The organism is Muriicola marianensis, from assembly GCF_014638095.1.
GTDB classification, from domain to species: Bacteria; Bacteroidota; Bacteroidia; order Flavobacteriales; family Flavobacteriaceae; genus Muriicola; species Muriicola marianensis.
Genome location: NZ_BMFH01000001.1, coordinates 145104 through 161464, shown reverse-complemented (window position 1 = coordinate 161464; position 16361 = coordinate 145104). Strand labels below are relative to the sequence as shown.

General features: G+C 47.6%; 15 protein-coding genes. 5 read left to right on the top strand and 10 right to left on the bottom strand.

What is annotated here, in order from left to right; genetic code table 11:
• The first annotated feature begins 1 nt into the window (after position 1).
• Positions 2–661 carry an alpha/beta hydrolase gene (locus tag IEV19_RS00790; RefSeq protein ID WP_188368801.1) on the top strand — a complete coding sequence of 220 codons (660 nt, stop codon included), beginning with the start codon at positions 2–4 and terminating at the stop codon, positions 659–661.
• Here the strand turns inward: IEV19_RS00790 and IEV19_RS00785 are convergent.
• Together IEV19_RS00785 and IEV19_RS00780 are read right to left on the bottom strand one after the other, a co-directional pair.
• On the bottom strand, positions 658–1152 hold the full coding sequence (locus IEV19_RS00785) for a hydrolase (RefSeq protein WP_188368800.1): 495 nt from the start codon (positions 1150–1152) through the stop codon (positions 658–660). The two genes, IEV19_RS00790 and IEV19_RS00785, sit on opposite strands and share 4 nt — an antisense overlap.
• Complete coding sequence (locus tag IEV19_RS00780) at positions 1152–1919, bottom strand: MBL fold metallo-hydrolase (protein WP_188370688.1); 768 nt, start codon at positions 1917–1919, stop codon at positions 1152–1154. The genes IEV19_RS00785 and IEV19_RS00780 overlap by 1 nt, the downstream gene beginning before the upstream one ends.
• Before the next feature lie 86 nt (positions 1920–2005).
• Here IEV19_RS00780 and IEV19_RS00775 point away from each other — a divergent pair, with 86 nt between their 5' ends.
• Complete coding sequence (locus tag IEV19_RS00775) at positions 2006–3463, top strand: TonB-dependent receptor (RefSeq protein ID WP_188368799.1); 1458 nt, start codon at positions 2006–2008, stop codon at positions 3461–3463.
• 49 nt (positions 3464–3512) lie between these two features.
• On the opposite strand, the gene bcp is transcribed toward IEV19_RS00775, so the two are convergent.
• Positions 3513–3962, bottom strand: a complete 450-nt coding sequence (gene bcp / locus IEV19_RS00770; RefSeq protein ID WP_188368798.1) for a thioredoxin-dependent thiol peroxidase — start codon at positions 3960–3962, stop codon at positions 3513–3515.
• A gap of 35 nt (positions 3963–3997) precedes the next feature.
• Here bcp and IEV19_RS00765 point away from each other — a divergent pair, with 35 nt between their 5' ends.
• Positions 3998–4660 (top strand): endonuclease III domain-containing protein, encoded by a 663-nt coding sequence (locus tag IEV19_RS00765; protein ID WP_188368797.1) that lies wholly within the window; start codon positions 3998–4000, stop codon positions 4658–4660.
• Between the two features lie 15 nt (positions 4661–4675).
• On the opposite strand, the gene IEV19_RS00760 is transcribed toward IEV19_RS00765, so the two are convergent.
• The 4 genes from IEV19_RS00760 to IEV19_RS00745 form a co-directional block, all read right to left on the bottom strand.
• Positions 4676–4819, bottom strand: a complete 144-nt coding sequence (locus IEV19_RS00760; protein WP_188368796.1) for a hypothetical protein — start codon at positions 4817–4819, stop codon at positions 4676–4678.
• A gap of 67 nt (positions 4820–4886) precedes the next feature.
• A complete protein-coding gene (locus tag IEV19_RS00755; RefSeq protein WP_163693616.1) occupies positions 4887–5471 on the bottom strand; it encodes an RNA polymerase sigma factor in 585 nt (194 codons plus the stop codon).
• A 318-nt stretch (positions 5472–5789) separates the two neighbouring features.
• Positions 5790–5933: a hypothetical protein gene (locus tag IEV19_RS00750; RefSeq protein WP_188368795.1), complete on the bottom strand. Its 144-nt coding sequence runs from the start codon at positions 5931–5933 to the stop codon at positions 5790–5792.
• Positions 5934–6002: 69 nt separating this feature from the next.
• Positions 6003–6584, bottom strand: a complete 582-nt coding sequence (locus IEV19_RS00745) for an RNA polymerase sigma factor (protein WP_188368794.1) — start codon at positions 6582–6584, stop codon at positions 6003–6005.
• A 243-nt stretch (positions 6585–6827) separates the two neighbouring features.
• Here IEV19_RS00745 and uvrA point away from each other — a divergent pair, with 243 nt between their 5' ends.
• Together uvrA and IEV19_RS00735 are read left to right on the top strand one after the other, a co-directional pair.
• Positions 6828–9608 carry an excinuclease ABC subunit UvrA gene (gene uvrA / locus IEV19_RS00740; protein WP_188368793.1) on the top strand — a complete coding sequence of 927 codons (2781 nt, stop codon included), beginning with the start codon at positions 6828–6830 and terminating at the stop codon, positions 9606–9608.
• 204 nt (positions 9609–9812) lie between these two features.
• Positions 9813–11099, top strand: a complete 1287-nt coding sequence (locus tag IEV19_RS00735; protein ID WP_188368792.1) for a hypothetical protein — start codon at positions 9813–9815, stop codon at positions 11097–11099.
• 95 nt (positions 11100–11194) lie between these two features.
• Here IEV19_RS00735 and IEV19_RS00730 read toward each other — a convergent pair whose 3' ends face one another.
• Genes IEV19_RS00730 through IEV19_RS00720 form a run of 3 tightly spaced genes read right to left on the bottom strand, consistent with a single transcriptional unit; the run spans position 11195 to position 16361 of the window.
• A complete protein-coding gene (locus IEV19_RS00730) occupies positions 11195–12655 on the bottom strand; it encodes a lipopolysaccharide biosynthesis protein (protein WP_188368791.1) in 1461 nt (486 codons plus the stop codon).
• Entirely contained in the window at positions 12646–13926 is a 1281-nt protein-coding gene (locus IEV19_RS00725; RefSeq protein ID WP_188368790.1) for a glycosyltransferase family 4 protein, read from the bottom strand. Before IEV19_RS00725 ends, IEV19_RS00730 begins: the two co-directional genes overlap by 10 nt.
• Positions 13923–16361, bottom strand: a complete 2439-nt coding sequence (locus tag IEV19_RS00720; protein WP_188368789.1) for a YfhO family protein — start codon at positions 16359–16361, stop codon at positions 13923–13925. The genes IEV19_RS00725 and IEV19_RS00720 overlap by 4 nt, the downstream gene beginning before the upstream one ends.

The window sequence follows — 16361 nt, the reverse complement described above, 5'->3', positions numbered from 1 at the left end:
GATGACCACCCACCACCTCAGCCTGGAGTACCTGATAAGGCCCCCTGTTACAAGTACGGACAAAGCCCCTGCTATATTCCTCTTTCACGGATACGGGAGCAATGAGGAAGACCTGTTTTCCTTTGCCCCTGAATTGCCTGATGGATTGTGTGTGATTTCTGCCCGTGCCCCCCACTCCCTTCCCCCCTACGGTTATGCCTGGTACAATATCAATTTTGATGCGAATTTCGGGAAGTGGAGCGATACGGTTCAGGCTAGAGAATCTGTGGGCAAAATGGTGCATTTCATTAAGGAGGCAATCGATGCCTATAGCCTGGATGAAAAGCGGATTTCGCTTTTGGGCTTCAGTCAGGGAACCGTTTTAAGTTTTGCCCTCGCCCTCTCCTATCCGAGTATGTTCCGTAACGTGGTAGGATTGAGTGGATACATAGACGAAAACATCCTTGTAGACAGCTATGAGAGCTTGGATCACAGCCATCTGAAGATGTTTGTGTCACACGGCCAATACGACCCGGTAATCCCCATATCCTGGGCCACTAAAACCCCGCCCATCCTGGAACGTCTTGGGATATCATACACTTTCGAGGAATTCCCGACTGGTCATGGTGTATCCAGGGAAAATTTTTACGCCATGAATAACTGGCTCAAGAAGCAGCTTTAATTGCTGCGGGTATAGAGCAGGTGATCAAGGAGGGTGAAGTCTACCGAAAGATCGTCTTTGAGCTCGTATTCTATAAAGAGTTCTCCCCAGAATCTGCCGTCCGAAAAATCAGCGATAATCCATCTGTGATTCAGGATGTTGATCTTGTTGATCTTAAAGTTGCTTTCCATTCCCTCATAGGGTATCAGGGGATTATCCCCTTTTGTCTCGTTGGTCTCCAGCAGTTTATCTGCGATATAACGAGCCGGGTCCTGGAGGGAAAGGTGGTCGTAATAAGCAAGGGCATCATCATTGTTCTCCAGTGAAAAATACTGCAGATCAAGCACTCTGAGTTGAGCACTCCTCAGGGAGTCCTCTAATTGGCCGGTCTGCTCTTCCAGGGAGGTGATCTTATCATCCTTTACTTCTACCTGAGCTGAATAACTTACATAGAGGTAGAGGGAGATCAGGGATGAAAAAATAAACAGGTATAAAAATATTCTCGCTTTCATCAATTGAGGTTAACCGTTAAATTATCATAGGCAAGGTTGACGTGATCAGGCAGGCTTTTTTCTACCTCATCATGAAAACCCAAAAGGTGGCTGATGTGTGTAAAGTATGCTACCTGAGGCTCTACTTTTTCAACAAAGGCAAGGGCCTCGTCCAGATTAAAATGTGAATGGTGAGGCTCTTCTCTTAATGCGTTGACAATTAATACCTTAACGCCTTTAATCTTTTCTATTTCTTTATATTCAATGCTTTTGACATCCGTCAGGTAGGCCATCCCACCTATGCGATAGCCGAACACTTGCAATCGGTTGTGGTATGCCTCGATGGGATGCGCCTGCATATTACCGACGCGAAATGGTTTATCGTTTTCCACAATGTTGACCTTCACTGCAGGGGCACCGGGATATCGATCCTCATCAGAGAAGATATAGTCGAATCTTTTTCTCAGATTATCTACCACACGCTGGTGGGCATAGATAGGAATATCGCCCTGCCTGAAAAAGAACGGCCTGATATCGTCAATGCCTGCGGTGTGATCTGCGTGTTCGTGGGTGAAGAGAATACCGTCTAGTTTCCTGACCTGATGCCTGAGCATTTGTTGCCTGAAATCAGGGCCGCAGTCGATCACAAAGTTGTAATCTTCCCAGGAAATAAGGACGGAGACACGAAGCCTTTTATCCTTTGGATTGTCACTCAGACAGACCGGATGCGTACTCCCGATCACGGGGATCCCCTGAGAGGTTCCGGTTCCCAAAAAAGTCAATTTCAACGGCTCGTCTATTTTATTCAAATTTATGACTTATTTATTTAAAAGATGCCCCATTCTTATTAACTTTGAGGCGTAAATCCTGAGGAATGGCGTCCGTTTTAAATCAAGATCCCGCATTCGAAAATATTCCCTCCATCAAGGCCAAAACGCTGCGCATAAATCTGAATCCCGCGATCTACGGAACCTTTGCGGAAATCGGCGCCGGACAGGAAACAGCGAGGCATTTTTTCAGGTCTGGAGGAGCCTCAGGTACCATCGCCAAGGCAATGAGTGCCTATGACAAGAATTTCAGCGACGCGATCTACGGCACTGAGAAGGATGGCAGGTATGTGACACAGAGCCGCCTCAACAAAATGTTGCATCACGAGATGCAACTGATGGAGGAGCGGATCAGCCGTAAAGATCACCCGGATCGACTCTTCTTTACCTATGCCAATACCGTGGCCACCATCGACTTTTCCAAGCGTTACAAAGGACACGGATGGGTCGGAATTATGTTCCAGCTCGATCCCAATCAGAAGGAATACGACGAGATCATCCTCCACCTGCGCTTTAAGCAGAATGAGGCCAGACTACAACAGGAAACTCTGGGTATTGTTGGGGTGAACCTTATTTACGGGGCATTTTACAAGTACAACAAACCGAGGAAATTACTGAAATACCTCTACGACCATATCGACAAGGATACCGTGGAGATCGATATGGTGAATTTTTCTGGCCCCAACTTTAAGAATGTAGATAACAGGCTGATGAGCCTTCAGCTTATCAGGTATGACATGACGGACGCTGTGATGTTCGGCCCGGACGGCAACAACCTCCTGCCAGCAGCAGTCCTCTACAAAAAGAATATACTGGCCCTCAGGGGAAGTTTCAGGCCCGTGACCAAGGTCAATATGGACATGTTCCAGAAATCCTACGATATCTTCATAAGGGAACAGACCGTAGAGGAGGAAAATACGGTGGTGATGTTCGAGATCACCCTGGCCAACCTCAAAGCTTCAGGTGAGATAGATGAGCAGGACTTTATGGACAGAGCGGAGCTGTTGTGCTCCCTCGGACACACTGTGCTTATCTCAAAATTCCAGGAGTACTACAGGCTAGTAGAATACCTCGGCAATTATACAAAAGCGAGGATAGGGCTTACCATGGGGGTCAACAACCTGGTAGAGATCTTTGACGAGAAGTATTACAGGCACCTCAGTGGTGGTATCCTGGAAGCGTTCGGAAAACTTTTCTTTAAGGACCTGAAGGTATACCTCTACCCTATGAAGAACGCCGAGACCGGTCAGATCATGACCAGCAACAACATCAAGGTACACCCCCGCATGAAAGAGCTTTACAAGTTCTTTAAGTACAACGGAAAAGTGATGGATATCATCGATTACGATCCGGAGATCATGCATATCTTCTCAAGGGACGTTCTCAAGAAAATCATGAATGGAGAAGAAGGTTGGGAAGAAATGCTGCCCGAAGGGATCGCAGATATTATCAAAAAGAAAAAACTCTTTACCCGGCAGGAGGTCCCTGAGAAACAAAACGTCTGATAAAAAAAACCCTGACAAGCGTCAGGTTTTTTTGTTGTCTGAATTATCCTCAGAGAATCTGGGCGGCGTGATCCTTGGTATTTACTTTGTCTATTACTTTTTCAACAACGCCTTTTTCATCGATGATAAAGGTCATCCGATGTATCCCATCGTATTCCCTGCCCATAAATTTTTTAGGTCCCCACACCCCGAAGGCATCGATCACTGTGTGGTCTTCGTCGGCCAGTAAGGGAAATGGAAATTCGTATTTGTCCCTGAAATTGGCCTGTTTCTTCTGGGAATCTTCGCTGACGCCCAGGAGGGAGTATCCCTGCTCTTTTAGTGCCGAGTAATTATCTCTGAGATTGCAAGCTTCTGCCGTACAACCCGGGGTATTGGCCCTGGGATAGAAAAAAACAATCAGCTTTTTCCCTTCGTAATCGGATAGCTTTATTTCGTTCCCATCTTGGTCTTTTGATGTAAATTGAGGTACTTTGTCCCCTTTCTTAAGTGTTTTCATGCGCTTTTTTTTTGTGAGCGTAAAAGTAATGATATATGACCAAATCTGAAAAAGTATCCTTTGCGATAGAAACACTGAATCAACTCTACCCGGAGATCCCGATACCACTGGAACACAAGGATCCCTACACCTTGCTCATTGCGGTTCTCATGTCTGCACAGAGTACTGATGTTCGCGTGAACCAGATCACCCCCATCCTGTTCAGAAAGGCAGACAATCCCTATGACATGGTAAAACTGACCGTGGAGGAGATCCGGGAGATCATTAAGCCGGTCGGGCTCTCCCCAATGAAGTCAAAAGGCATTCACGGTTTATCCAGGATTCTGGTAGAAAAATACGAAGGAAAGGTACCCAGTGAGATCGAATTGCTGGAAGAATTGCCTGGAGTGGGCCATAAAACTGCCAGCGTAGTGGTATCCCAGGCCTTTGGGGTCCCTGCATTCCCTGTAGACACCCACATCCACCGGCTGATGTACCGTTGGGGGTTCTCCTCGGGTAAGAACGTGGTCCAAACGGAAAGGGATGCCAAAAGACTGTTTCCAAAAGAACTGTGGAATGACCTCCACCTGCAGATCATCTGGTATGGAAGGGAATATTCCCCTGCTCGGGGGTGGGATCTCGAAAAGGATGTGATCACCAGGACCATCGGAAGGAGATCCGTTATCAACGACTATCTCAAAAAGAAAAAAGCCCGCTGATGCGGGCTTTGCTTTTTAGTTCAGGATCAGATCAAAACTGAATTCCCTGTGTTTTGTAATTCTTAGTGCCCTCGAATAATCGAGCAGAAACCGGATGGTCTCAGGCCCAGCTTTGGGGGTCTCGCAGACATTTTTCTTTGTTGAGTAAATTTTTTCCATAGGATTGCGATGTCGTTATGTTAAGATAACGCAAGGCCTATGGAAATATTGTAAAAATTGTTATGAACTATGAATTCGTCAGAACAATATTATGTCTGTCTATTATCTTTCTCAGGTTGATCAGGGCGTATCGCATCCTTCCCAGGGCTGTGTTGATACTCACCCCTGTATTTTCAGAGATCTCTTTAAAGCTCATGTCCTTGTAGATCCGCATGAGGAGGACCTCCTTCTGATCGTCAGGTAATTCCTCTATCAGGAGCGTCAGGTCGCTGTCTATCTGGTCCTTGATCAGTTGCTTCTCAGCGTTGAGTTTGTCATCCCCAATCACGGAGAAGATATTGAAATCGTCGTTTCCTTCGAATTTGGGCATCCTTTTGTTCTTCCTGAAATGGTCGATGATCAGGTTGTGCGCGATCCGCATTACCCAGGGGAGGAATTTCCCTTCTTCACTGTAATTTCCTTTTTTCAGGGTTTTGATCACCTTGATAAAGGTGTCCTGAAAAATATCCTCGGTAACATCCCTGTCGAGTACCTTGGAATAAATAAAGCTGCTGATGCGCTGGTTGTGTCGGTTAATCAGAATCTCCAGTGCCTTTTCTTCCCCGCTGATGTAATCCTGAACTAGTAGTGAGTCGTCCCTTTGTGGTTCCATAGTTTAGAGTATCTTTTGGTTTTTGTTAGTTCTACAGCCAGGCTGGGGAACTAAGGTTTAAGATCAATTTGAGTTATTTGTTTTTCAAAGACATTCTAAAAGTACCCAAAGACCTTACCTCGGGAAAAACAATGTTGTCAAATGCCCGATTCTTGATGTGAACGGGCATATTCGCAAATGACAAGGATTTTAAGAAGCCTTTAAGAGACCTGTTGGACTGAGTATTAGGCTGTAGAATAAGGCAATAAAAAAGCACCTCCCGAAGAAGGTGCTGTTGATTTATTGGTGCCGGCGCGACCACCGGCTTAAGTACATTCCTTAATTAAGACTGTTTTCTATGGTCATCCCTTTAAATTCGCGTATATGAAGGGCCTTGGAGTAGTCGAGCAGGAATCTTACAGTTTCCGCTCTACTCTTGATCAGTCGGCATTGTGACTCAGGTACGGGGTAAATCTTTTCCATAATATCTCTTGTTACATCTAATAAACGCCAGAGATACAGGATTGATGGATTTCCTCGACCTAGTACAGATTAATTCGTTAAAACTATTTGATTCTTTTCAATCAGCTTCCTCAGGTTGATCAAAGCGTAGCGCATGCGGCCAAGGGCCGTGTTGATACTCACCTCAGTATTTTCTGCGATCTCGTTAAAGCTCATGTTCTGATAGATCCTCATCCGCAGGACTTCGAGCTGATCCTTGGGCAACTGCTCTATAAGCACTTCCAGGTCCTGGTCTATCTGATCCTTGATCAGTTGACGCTCTGCATTGAGTTTATCATCCGTCAGGACCGAAAAAATATTGAATTCCTTGTTTCCCTGGTATTTGGGCATGCGCTTGTTGCGGCGAAAATGATCGATGATCAGGTTGTGGGCAATGCGCATCACCCAGGGCAGGAACTTTCCTTCCTCATTATAGGTTCCCCTCTTAAAGGTGCTTATCACCTTGATAAAGGTATCCTGGAAAATATCCTCCGTAACGGACATGTCCTTTACCTTGGAATAGATATAGCTGCTAAGTCGTTGATTGTGTTTTTCTATCAGTTTCTCTATGGCTTTTTCATCGCCGCTGATATAACTTCGGATAAGCGTGGCATCGTCAATCGTAGTATACATACAATTACTTTTTTGGTTCAATTCAGGGGTCGCGAGGGCTTCGCAGAACGCGACGTTAACTCTTAAATTTCAAAAAAGTAATGTTGTGGAATAGGCGTATTTCTTGACGTTTGCTACTTCAAATATAGAAAAAATATGAGTGAACAACCGTCCGGGATTATTTTTAACATTTTTGGATTGGATAGAATTTGAGGCTGGTTATTGGTGTTTTCATATCGTATCTTTGCAACTTTCCACGGGAATATGAACACGCTCACGGAGGTAGATCCTAAGTCAAATATCATCATCAAAGGAGCCAAGCTCCACAACCTGAAGGACATCGATGTGGTGATCCCCAGAAACCAGTTGGTGGTGATCACAGGACTTTCCGGATCGGGTAAATCGAGCCTGGCATTTGATACTCTTTACGCAGAAGGACAAAGGCGGTACGTGGAAAGCCTTTCCTCTTATGCGAGGCAATTTCTGGGGAAGCTCGACAAGCCCAAGGTAGATCAGATCAGGGGAATCGCCCCTGCCATCGCTATCGAACAGAAGGTGAACGCCACCAATCCCCGCTCTACGGTTGGTACGAGTACTGAGATCTACGACTACCTCAAATTGCTCTTTGCCAGGATTGGCAGAACCTATTCCCCTGTGTCCGGCAAAGAGGTTAAAAAGCACACGGTAACGGACGTAGTGTCTTTTGTCAAGAGGTTTGAGGAGAATACTAAATTATTGCTGCTGGCGCCCATCACCATTCCGGAGAACCGGGACAAGAAAAAAACCTTACAACTCCTATCTCTTCAGGGGTATGCGCGCGTGAAATACGGCGGAGAGGTACATCGGATCGATGAGGAACTACATCAGCAGGTGGGTGATCAATTGTACCTGGTGGTAGACAGGATCGTAAAAAAAGAGGACGAAGATTTCTTCAATCGTCTTGCCAATGCGGTGGACTCAGCTTTTTTTGAAGGGAAGGGCACCTGTATCATAGAGGAAGTAGGTACGGGGAAGCAAACCACTTTCAGCAATACTTTCGAGCTGGACGGGATGACCTTCCTGGAACCCAATGTGCATCTGTTCAGCTTTAACAACCCCTATGGGGCCTGCCCGAAATGTGAAGGGTATGGGGATGTTATTGGCATAGATGAAGACCTCGTGATCCCCAACACCTCCCTTTCAGTTTATGAGAATGCTGTATTCCCCTGGAGGGGAGAAAGCATGAGCTGGTACAGGGATCAGCTGGTCAATGCCGCATATAAATTTGATTTCCCTATCCACAAACCGTGGTACCAGCTTTCAGAGGACCAAAAGAACCTGGTTTGGGAAGGAAACAGCCATTTCATCGGCATACATAAATTCTTCCAGCAGCTAGAGGAAAAGAGCTATAAGATCCAGAATCGCGTCATGCTGTCGCGATACAGGGGAAAGACCCGCTGCTCCCTCTGCAAGGGAAAACGCCTGAGGAAAGAAGCGGATTACGTCAAGATCCAGGGTAAGTCCATCTCAGACCTGGTCGACAGTCCCATCACGTCCCTGGTTACTTTTTTCAAAGACATTTCCCTTACAGAACACGAGCGTAAGATTGCCAACCGGTTGCTGAAAGAGATCGATACCCGACTCGGATTCCTTCAGAAGGTCGGACTCGGCTACCTTACTCTGAACAGAAAATCGAATACTCTGTCGGGAGGGGAAAGTCAGCGTATCAACCTGGCTACTTCCCTTGGCAGCAGCCTGGTGGGCTCCATGTATATTCTGGACGAACCCAGTATAGGCCTTCATCCCAGGGATACGGAAAACCTGATAAGCGTTCTCAAGTCTCTCAGGGATCTCGGCAACACCGTGATCGTTGTGGAGCACGACGAGGACATTATGAAGGCAGCAGACCGCATCATCGACATTGGGCCAATGGCAGGAACTTTTGGTGGGGAAGTGGTGGCGAGCGGGACCTTCGAGGAGATCCTCGCTACGGATACCCTGACGGCGGCCTATTTAAATGGCACAGAAGAGATCAAGGTGCCGGAGAAACGCAGAAAGAGCCCAAATTTCATCAAGGTACTGGGTGCGAGGGAACACAACCTGAAGAATCTGGACGTGACCTTCCCGCTTAATATGCTAACGGTAGTTACAGGGGTATCCGGAAGTGGAAAAAGCACTCTGGTAAGAAAGATCCTGTATCCGGCCCTATTAAAAGAGTTGGGAGGCTACGGAGACAAGGCGGGACAACACAGCGCTATCGAAGGCAAATACAAGGAGATCAAAAGGATCGAATTCGTAGACCAAAACCCCATAGGCAGGTCGTCCCGCTCCAACCCGGTGACGTATATCAAGGCCTATGATGATATCCGCAGCCTTTTCGCTTCCCAAAAGTTGAGCAAGATCAGGGGCTATCAGGCCAAGCACTTTTCTTTTAACGTTGACGGGGGACGATGCGAAAAATGCAAGGGAGAGGGTGAGATCACCGTGGAGATGCAATTCATGGCGGATGTCCACCTGGAATGCGATACCTGCCATGGCAAGCGCTTCAAGAAAGACGTGCTGGAGGTTCGCTTTGAGGGAATGAATATCGATGATGTCCTGAATATGACCATTGACAATGCCCTGGCATTTTTTAAGGAGCACAAGCAGAGTAAGATCACAGCCAAGCTCAAGCCCCTGCAGGATGTAGGATTGGGATACGTCACCCTGGGTCAGTCCTCCTCTACCCTCTCCGGCGGTGAAGCACAGCGGATCAAACTGGCTACCTTCCTGGTAAAAGGAGCATCGAGGGACAAAGCACTTTTTATATTCGACGAGCCCACTACGGGACTGCATTTTCACGATATCAAGAAACTACTGAATTCATTTGAGGCGCTGTTGCAGGCGGGGCATTCCGTCCTGGTCATAGAACACAACCTCGATATGATCAAATGCGCCGATTATCTGATCGACCTGGGGCCTGAAGGAGGTGAGAACGGGGGATATCTAGTTGCGGAGGGCACACCCGAAGAGGTGGTAGCCCGAGGCAAGGGACATACCTCAGGCTATCTCCGGGCTAAGATCTGATCCCTTGTTTCCCAGGAGGGAATAAATTCCAGTTTTTACCATCCAACAAACATCGACCTACCAATTACTGAAATTCTGAAAAAATAATTCATATAAAACATTGTATATCAGATTATTGATACATATGCCTGATTTTTGGCACGCTGTTTGAGTACTCTGTACATGAATGCAAATAGTTGTATTCAGAATTTAAATTACAGAGTCATGAAAAATCTTTTACTCATCTTAGGAGCTTTTGTACTGGGCAGCTCAGTAGAAGCTACAACGCTGGACAAGAACACGATGGTCAGCAGCGTGTTCGGGTATAACAATTCTGTCATATTCGTAGAAAACGGAATTACTTTTTCTGTATATCCGGATGGTGAGTTCGATTTTTACATTGACAACCGTGTGAATTTTGGAGCGAACATCAACTTCAGAAGGAGCAATATCACCTTTAACACGGGATTTGATTACAGTCCATTCGTCCAGTACGACGATTTTGGTGCCGTGATCCAGATCGAGAACGTACCTGTCTATTACGATTTTTACGGCCGTGTATCCCAGATCGGCGGTATCAACATATGGTACAACAACGGCAGGCTCAGACGAGTAGGCGGACTGCGGGTTTACTATAACAACCGCGGTATGTTCCACAGGTTCAACGGATTCGTGAACGTGTATAACAGGTATTACGTGTACAGCCCGTTCCACGATTTCTTTGCCAGACCTGCTCTTGGATTCTGTCTCGTGTACAACAGACCTTACAGGAGATTCTATAACCCTATAAGGTACACCTGGTACAGGCCTTACATAAACAATACGAGAAGGTTTTACGCCCGGGTGGGGAGAGACTACCGATATCATTACAGGCCTGAAAGGGAAAGGTTGTACCGAAATGACCGCAGGGTGGTAGCCCGCGAGAATCGAGGTCGAAGAGACAACGGGTATATCAGGGACAACGGACAGTTCAGAAATTCTGACAGAGCCATGAGGTCTAATCGGTCTACTCCTGTCGCCAGGACCAATAAAAGGTCTGATGGATACAGGTCCGGAAGGACAGACAAGGCCAGGGTGAACGAACGAGTTGGCAACAGGTCCTCCAGCTATGCGAGAGGTAATGAGAAGGCCAGAGTGAACGAACGAAATGGCAGCAGGTCCTCCAGCTTTGCAAGAGGAAGTGAAAAGGCCAGGCTTAGCAATAGGACTGACGGGAGATCTTCCGGGATCACCAGAAGTAAGGCCCCTTCCAAAATGAAGAGCAGTTCGGCCCGATCTGCAGACTACCGAAAAGACGGAAGGTCTGTATCGAGATCAGTGACTGCGAGAAAGGAAGTTCGAAAGCCCTCTGACTCAAGGACCGTCAGGAAAAGTACCTCTGTGGCTTCCCGTTCAAAGGGGAACAGCAGGACAACAGTAAGTCGTAAGACGGTCAGTTCGAGGTCCGGAAAGGATATGAAAGCAAGGTCCGCTTCAAGGACCGCAACTACCCGAAGCAGAAGGGTACAATAAAGATAGTTTTTAGGTTGGTTAGTTGGTTAGCCCCGCAGTGGATTCGTCCCTGCGGGGTTTTTCCATGTCTCATATAGAAGCTCCTCCCTTCTTGATCAGCTTTTTCTGGAAAATAACTGTGTCAATAAATTATAGACGTCCTCCGAGATCTTGAACCTGTAGAGTACGGCCGTGTAAACCGCAGCGATCAGAAGGCTTTTGAGGGTGATGTTTATCAAGGGGTGAAATGGGAATTGAAGATAAAAGAACAGAAGTACTACCCCCCCGAGTAACAAAAACACCTTAAAAGTATCCCTGCTGAAGGGTTGGAGACCCAGCTTTAATTTGACGTAGACCAATTTCAAAAGGTTGTAAACGGAAACCGCCATAAAGGTCGCCAGGGCGGCCCCTGTGATCCCAATCTTCGGGATGAGTACCCAATTGAGAAAGATCGTCAGAATAGCGAGCAAAACCCCGAGCCACAAGATGGCGCGGTAATGGTCCGAGTTGTATAGAATGGCATTGTTGTTCCCCAGCAGGGCATCAAAAACCCTGGCCAGGCCGATCATGAGCACTATGTAGAACCCACCCCTGTAATTCTCGGGCAACAAGAGGTACAGATCTTCCAGGTTCAGGATGATCAAAACAAAAATAAGTCCTGATACTATGAAAAGCGTCAGCGAACTCTTCCGGTAGAGTACAGCCAGACCATCCCCGTCCTTCCCGTTCAGCAGGGCGGCGGTCATAGGATAAGAAATCTGGTGCATCGCCCTTGAAGGAACGGCAATGACCGTGGCTATAAAGACAGCCACCGTGTAGTAGGCCACCTTTTCAATCTCGATAAACTGGTTGATCATAAACTTATCCACCTCGAGGAGGACTACAGCCGTAGATCCTCCCAGGATGATAAGCAGACTGTAGGTAATCAGAGAAGAGAGATTGGAAGGGAATTGAAAGTTGATCTTCGGCATTCGCAAGGAGAATGCGTATAGTTTCATGATCAGCGTCCTTACCAGATAAACACCCACCAGGGCGTGCATAAAGGTGATAACTGAAATATAATCCAGATACACCGCAAAGAGGAGAAGGAAGATCAGGAGCCGGCCAAAGATCTCCTTCATAAAATTCCCAAAAACGGATCGCATATGAATTCTCGACCAGGAATAGAACACCTCAAAATAGGCCATTGCCATGGCAATGAGGAAGATATGCCACACATAGTCCTCCACGATAGCGTTCTTCTGCCCGATAAAGGCCCCAATAGCTTCATTGGCTACATAACTGAACAGCCCCAGGGGAAGGATCAGGACCATGGGCAGGAGTAGCATGAGAAAGAGAAAACCGTCTTTCGACCTCTCGTCCTTATACCCCGAGTAGAATTTAATAAGGGTGTTGGGTACACCAAGGGCCATGACCGGCATCAGGATGGCCGAGGTGGCCAGGATTACCCCCACAAGACCGTAATAGGTATCACTCAGGAAACGCGCATATAGGAACAGAGTATTCACAGCCCCTATGGCGAAACCGATATAGGTAATGACCAGGTTGCTGAACGACTGTTTAAAGACTATTCCCATAAGATCCGCTCTGATAGCTTTTTAGTGAGCGCCTTTCTGCTGTACTGCTCAATCCCGGGTGACACATACCCCAGAGCACCTTTTTTATAATCCCTGAACCACTCCTGGATCGTTTGTCTGAGCTCATTCTCCATGGAGTAAGTAAAAACCTTTCCGGATCCCGTCTCCTTGACCAATGTTCCCGCTTCCCAGTCCTCCGGACCTATGGCCAGCACAGGTCGCCCGGCCGCCATATATTCGAAGAGTTTCCCGGGAATGATCCCCCTGGTGTCTGCTGAGTTGATCTCTACCAAAAGGAGCACACCGGATCTCCTCTGTGCTTTTAAGGCCTCTTCATGAGGGAGGTACGTATTTACCTCCAGCACCTCCTTCAGGCCGAAGTTATGTATTTCCTGAACGATTTCATCGCTAACGACCCCTGTCAGCCTGATGCGCAGGGTCTTGTGAAATTCGGGGTCTTCTTTGCATAGATCTGACAGGACCTTCCAGAGGACGCGCGGATTCCTTTCCGATAAAAGTGAACCGATATGCGATATGCTGAAATATATATCAGGCTCCACCTGAATGTCCGGAGGGGTATCATAACCATTGGTAATCACCGTGACCGGCCTGTCGGTAATATTCCGGAATTCTTCGGCTGTGGTCCGACTCGTGACCAGGATCTCATCTGCAGAGGTCAGCACCTTCTTCTCCAGTGCATTGTGTTTATCTGCAGAAGCCCTGCTTAGCCTTAAAGATTTATGGTATCCGATGGTCGTCCAGGGGTCCCGAAAATCTGCGATCCAACGGATATCTTCACTTTCCTTAAGGCCCAATCCGATCAGGTGCAGGCTGTGGGGAGGGCCGGTTGTGATCACCGTATTTATGTCTTCTTTTTCCAGGATCTCCCTTAGAAAGTTCACGGAAGGCTTTACCCAGAACTTCCTCGCATCCGGCACAAACAGGTTTCCTCTGATCCACAAGAGGATTTTATCCAGGGCCGATGGGTTTTCCCTGGGAACGATCCCGGAACTGATCTTTTGCGTTCTCTTTTTTGAAAGCCATCCGGCCCAATTGTAGGGTTCCCATATCCGTCTTTTGTAAATCGTAATACCACTTGGGATCTCCCCGGTAAGGCTGTGGTCTTGGATTGGGTAATGAGGGTTTTCAGGGATGTAGAGAACAGGCCGTACGCCGAACTCGGGAAGGTATTTTACAAATTTTAGCCATCGCTGTACTCCCGGCCCGCCTGCAGGAGGCCAATAATACGTAACGATGAGCACTTTTTTCATGCCTGCAGGTTCTTTCTCCTACGCCTGTAAACGGAAACAATTCCACCTCCCAGAACGATCATCCCCAACAAGACAGAACTCGCGAGGGTAATTTTACTGCCTTTGTCAACGACCTCAGGTTCAAATGCGAAGACGATGCGGTGCTGCCCATCCGGCACCCTCAGTGCCCTGAGTCCGTAATTCACCCTGAAATGAGGAGTTTTTTCGCCATCTATATATGCAACCCATCCCTGAGGATAGTAAAGTTCCGAAAACACAAGGACCCCGGAATGATCATTGCGGGTCTCATAGGTGAGATGGTTGGGCCGATAAGATGTCAAATCGACCGAGGCCGTGGAATCAACCTCAAACCGGAACCTGTTGATCAGCGGGAAGTCTGAGCGGTCGTAAACCGCCTCCCGTCTGAGATCGAGGCTATCCAACGCCAGTATTTCCTCGTTTGCTGATTCAACGGGCAATAACAATTCCACAAACCAGGCATTACCAAGGGCTTCGGGATTTATCGAGGCAACCCTCTGGCCTTCCTCGTTCTGCTGAATCACGTATTTCACATTCAGCATGTTGAGAACCTGTCTATTGTTTTGGTAGATATGATAGTCGAACAGGTCCTGGATTATGGCCGGTTTTGCGGCGTGATATCCGCCGATCGATTTGTGGAAATAGGAAGTCCTGGCTCCGTTGAGTCCTTCTCCCGTATCATAGACCCGATATACGGACGTATCGTTTTGGATCTGCCTGTCTGCCATACTCAGCTGAAATGGCTGATTCATAGCACGCTTGCTGACAAAGTCGGCTGAATCCACATAGCGAAGGGCCACCCCCACCAGATCAAAACAAATGAGTCCACCGAGAAGCAGGAGGGACAAATTCTTTTTCAATTTGCCTTTGAGATATAACCACAGGACGGTTGCGGCCAGGAGCACGTAAACCAGTGACCTGAGAGTGTCATTAATGTAAACGGCTTCCCTGTCTCTCTTGATCATGGCCAGCACTTCATCGCCAAAATAACGCTGGTACAATGCGTCATTGAGCCCGTTGAAATCGAACATCCCCTTGATCAGGAAAATGACGACCCCCAGTCCGGCCGCAATAATAAAGGAAATCTTCAGGGCCCTGAGCTTTTCGGAATCGCTCCTGTTATTCCCCATCAGGGCAGAAAGCCCCAGGATCCCGAGTATAGGGACGCATAATTCGAGGATAACCTGTATGGATGAAACCGCCCTGAACTTGCTGTAAAGCGGGAAATAATCGATCATAAGATCTGTCAGCAGCCCAAAATTCTTACCCCAGGATAACATCAATGAAAGAAGTACCCCCCCGAGTAACCACCATTTTACCCTGCCTTTTACCAGGAAAAGAGACAGGATAAAAAGAAAGACCAACACTGCCCCTACGTAGGCCGGGCCGGCTACTATGGGCTGGGAACCCCAGTAAAGCGGAAGTCCGCTGGCAAACTCCAGCGCCTGTGTTCTGGGAACCCCCTGTTCTGTGAGATAGGCATAGGCCTTGGACTTTGTCCCGAGATCCTCATTGTTAGATCCTCCAAATAGTCTGGGGACGAACAGGTTGAGCGATTCTGCCAGGCCGTAGCTGTATTCTGTGATATAATCCCGGCTGAGTCCTGTGCTCGCTTCCTTGGGTGATCCGTCGGGATTTACAGTAAGTTCTGAGACCCCTCTCGTACTCCAGTCGGCATACTCCTTGGTCGCCAGGAGAGATGTCGCATTAGTGGTCACCCCAAGGGCAACGGCCAGAAATAGGACCCCAGCCGATTTCAGGAAGCTGAGTAGCGTTCTCTTCCTGATGGCGTCAATTAACATGACCAGGCCCAGGACGAGTACCAAAAGCATGAAATAATAGGTCATCTGGTAGTGGTTGGCGTTGATCTCCAGTGCCATGGCCAGTGCGGTGAGCGCAAACCCCCAGAAGTATTTCCCCCTGAAGGTGAGCAGAATACCACCCAGGATCATGGGTAAATAGGCAATTGCATGGGCTTTGGCGTTGTGCCCAACCCCCAGAATGATGATCAGGTAGGTAGAAAAACCAAAGGCCAGAGCCCCCAGAACGGCAAGGCGATAGTCTATCTTCATACAGCACAGCAGAATGTAGAAGCCAAGGAAGTACAAAAACAGGTAATCTGCCGGCCTGGGAAGGAACCTGAGGATCCTGTCTAATTTCTTTACGTAGTTATGGGGATAATTGGCTCCGAGCTGGTATGTGGGCATACCTCCGAAGGCAGCATTGGTCCAGTAGGGTTCCTTATCGTATTCCTCCCTGAAATCATTCTGTTCCTTAGCCATCCCTGTGTACTGGATGATATCGGACTGGAGGATGACCTTCCCCTGCAAAACGGGGTGGAAGTAGGCCAGAGCGACAACCACGAAGAAAGTGATGGTGAAGAAATGGGTGAAGAAAGCTTTGGAGATTCCCCTCAT